2 protein-coding genes are annotated in these 3188 nt (G+C 70.0%); both read right to left on the bottom strand.

Annotation, left to right across the window (positions count from 1 at the left end; genetic code table 11):
* Nucleotides 1–1587: hypothetical protein (locus AB1609_19285; GenBank protein MEW6048586.1), on the bottom strand; the 1587-nt coding region annotated here is incomplete at its 3' end.
* A gap of 168 nt (nucleotides 1588–1755) precedes the next feature.
* A partial coding sequence (locus AB1609_19280) for a hypothetical protein (protein MEW6048585.1) occupies nucleotides 1756–3188 on the bottom strand: 1433 nt, incomplete at its 5' end.

The following is a 3188-nucleotide window of genomic DNA, read 5'->3' as shown; positions in this document are numbered from 1 at the left end:
GGCGATCTGGGCCTCAAAGTCGCCGGTCACCTCACCGGCCGGGCTGACGGATCGCTTTTTCGGCGGCCGCTCCCCGCGAATCGACCGCAGACCAGCCTGCGCGGCCGTCAACACCTCGGTGGAGGCGAGGCCTTCGATCCGCCCGGAAAGGTCGACAACCACCTCGGATGGTAACTTGCCGGCCGCCACCGCCGGCGCCGATGGCCCCCAGAGCACCCGGGCGGATAGCGTGAGAAGCCCGCTGCCCGTTGCCGCCACCAGTTCCTGCACCGCAGCCTCTCCGGCGGTGAAGTCGGCCGATACCCGGGCCGCCACGCCGCTCGCCGCCAGGTCGAGGAACCGTCCGGCCGGCGCCTGGAGCTCCCCGTCGACCTTCCATGGCCCCGCCGCCGAACCCGTCAGCGTCCCCCGCATGTCCAGCGTGCGGACGGCATAAGCATCCCACCAGGGTAGATCCACACCGGGCTTCAGGCCCCCGGCCTCGAAGCTGACCAGCGTCCTGAACGGCCAGGCATCCTCGATACGCCCGGTGAAGCGGCCGCGGGCATCTCCCTTTCGGAAAGCGCCCTGGCCGATTTCGACGAAGTCTTTGCGCTGCACGACCCGGGCGGATGCGGTTGCGCCGCCGAGGTAAAGCGGCCAGCCTTCGTCGCCGGGGCGCGGGGCCTTCGCCTCGGCCGTCACGTCGATGGGAGGCAGGGCCTCCTCGGTCCATGGCCCGCCTGTCTGGAAGCTGATCTTGAGCGGCGGGAGCCTGTCCCAACGGGACCACTCCACGGTGCCCGACGCCGCGAGCGTCAGGCTCCCGGTTGCATCGACCTGGGTGGCAAACTTCCCCGAAAGCCTCAGTCCCTGCTGGTCGATACTCAGCCGCTTCACCTCGACCCGGCCGCCCTGAGCGACGGCGAGGAAGGTCGACTGGACGGCGCCGATGGACAGGGTGCCCTCGGCTTCGATGGTGCCGGGCTTCACGCCCCGCAGTTCGCCCGCGGTGCGCCATGGGGTCCGGATGAGGTTGTCACCGCCTGCCGGCTCTTCCCAGACACCGTCCAGCCGCCACGAGATGCTGTCGCCGGCCTGCAGCCACGCAAGCCCCTGCCCCTGAAGCTGCTCGAGCACGTCCAGCACGACCTGGCGGCCCCTGGCGACGAGTTCGCGCAGCGTGGAAGGGCCGGCCGCAGCATCCGGCGACCCGGACGGCTCCGGCCCGGCCTGGCCGTTGCTCGAGGCATCCGGTGCCGCGCCGATGGGTCGTACCACGATGCCATCGGCCTCGACGCGCCGCACCGCTCGCCCCGGCTTGAAGGGCGAGGTGAGCACCACCGGCAGGTTCACGCCCACCGTGATGTCCGGCATGAACACCTGGGAGCCGTCGTTGAACGCCAGCTTGACGCGTTCCATGCGGACCGAGGAGGGCAGCGTGACGGCGGTCCGTTCCACCTGCACGGACAGCCGCGAGCCGTTGGCGGCGCTGTCCAGTGCCTGTTTCACGGCTGCCTCGAGCCGTTCGTTGAGGGCGGGAAGCATGGCGGCGCCCGCAGCCATCAGGGCCAGGAGCGCGGCCGCGCCCAGCGCCCACGGCCACACACGCCGCGGAGGGGCTTCCCGCGATGAAAGGCTTCTCTTGCTCATGGCGGTCTTCGCCCGGGAAAGTTCGAGGAATGCCGGCCGGATTCCCGCCCGCGACGGCGTGGCAAAGCCTGGTCTGCCGGGATCGAAGCGCGTGCGGGACCAGGGCCCCCCGGGCCGGTCCGCTTAAGGCTTGCCGCCGAGCGGTTCGCTGCGCTCCTCGGACGGGGCCGGGTGTCCAGGCGCCTCCTTGATCTCCAGATCAAAACTGGTGCTGCCTTCGATGACCCAGGGCGTGATGAGCGTCGACTTTACTGCCCCGGTGTCCCCTAGTTCAGATTCGGCCTTGGACGTCGCACCTTTATGGGCCGAATCCTCGCCCGGTACGCGCCCGGTTCGGCCCGCGCCCGTGGGATCCTGCTGAGTCGTGCCTTGTGAGCCGGATGCCCCGGTCAAACTGGGGTAGAACTCCGCCACCAGCTGGTTGCTCTTCTCGCGGCTTTCCAGAAACTCAAGGAGCTTCTCGAGGCTGCTCGGAAGTTCTTCCTCGCCGGGGGCCGGTGAGGGTTGCTCCTCGCCCGGCGAGGGCTTTTCCTGTCCCGTGAGGAGGCTCTGCAGTTCGGGCGAGAGGCTGAAGCTGCCGCTCGAGCCCCCTCGGACGGTGACGGTCACCGTGCCGGGGGAGGCGTCCTCGGGCACCCGGATCGTCAGGACCCGCACTTCCCGCTCGGAGCGGTACGGGAGCAGCTCCACTTCGACCCCGACCCGATCGCCCGGCCTCGCGCTCTTCTGCAGAGGGCGCGCCCTGACGATGGCAGCACTTCGCTGGGTCTGGTCCACCTGTACCCGCAGCTCGACCGACTTCACCTCGACGTCCTGGAACCGGTTGGCCGCCAGCGCCTGCAGGGTGTCCAGGAAGTCCCCCAGCATCCCGGCGGAGATGTCGAGGCGGCTGAAGTACATGTTGTCACGGCTGAAGACCCCGCTCCCGGGCAGCTTGCGGCCCGTGATGCGGTAGATGATGCGGGCGGTGCCCGGCCCGATGCGGTCGAGCCCGCGGTCCAGCGCCTCCAGCGAGGCGATGGCCACCAGCGGTACGGTCAGCATGTCGTCCCGCACGACCTGCGCCTGAAGCCTGCGGGACCGGCCGCTCGAAAGATCTTCCACCTCAACGGAGAGGTCGATGGCGTCAGGAAGCGAACCGACCCGCCCCGCCACCGCCGCCCGGCGGTCCTCGCTGAGCGTCCCCGTCGCCTCCAGCATGCTGCCGAGCTTGAAGGGAACGTTGAGGCTCTTCACCGTCTGGTGGATGTAGGCCGGCCCCGTGAAGAAGTCCACCGTGCCTTTCTGGAGGAACGGGTGCCCGAAGCCGATGAACCGGTCGCCATCCACGTACGTGACCGTGCCGATAGCCGTCAGCTCCACGTCGCCGCGCACCAGGCTCACGCCGAACGCGCTGCCCGGCTCGAGGGGCGGGGCCGCCTGCCCGGAGACCCCGCTGCCCGGAGCCGCACCGGAGGCGGATCCACCCGGCACGAAGAGCATCCGGTGCGGCGAGAGAAGCCGCCGGACGGCCTCCTGCGACCGAACGCCGAAGCCCGAGAGCATTACGGGCGTCC

Source organism: Bacillota bacterium (genome assembly GCA_040754675.1).
Classification (GTDB): Bacteria; Bacillota; Limnochordia; order Limnochordales; family Geochordaceae; genus Geochorda.
The sequence above is the reverse complement of the archived record's forward strand: the minus strand, read 5'-3'. Positions and strand labels throughout refer to the sequence as shown.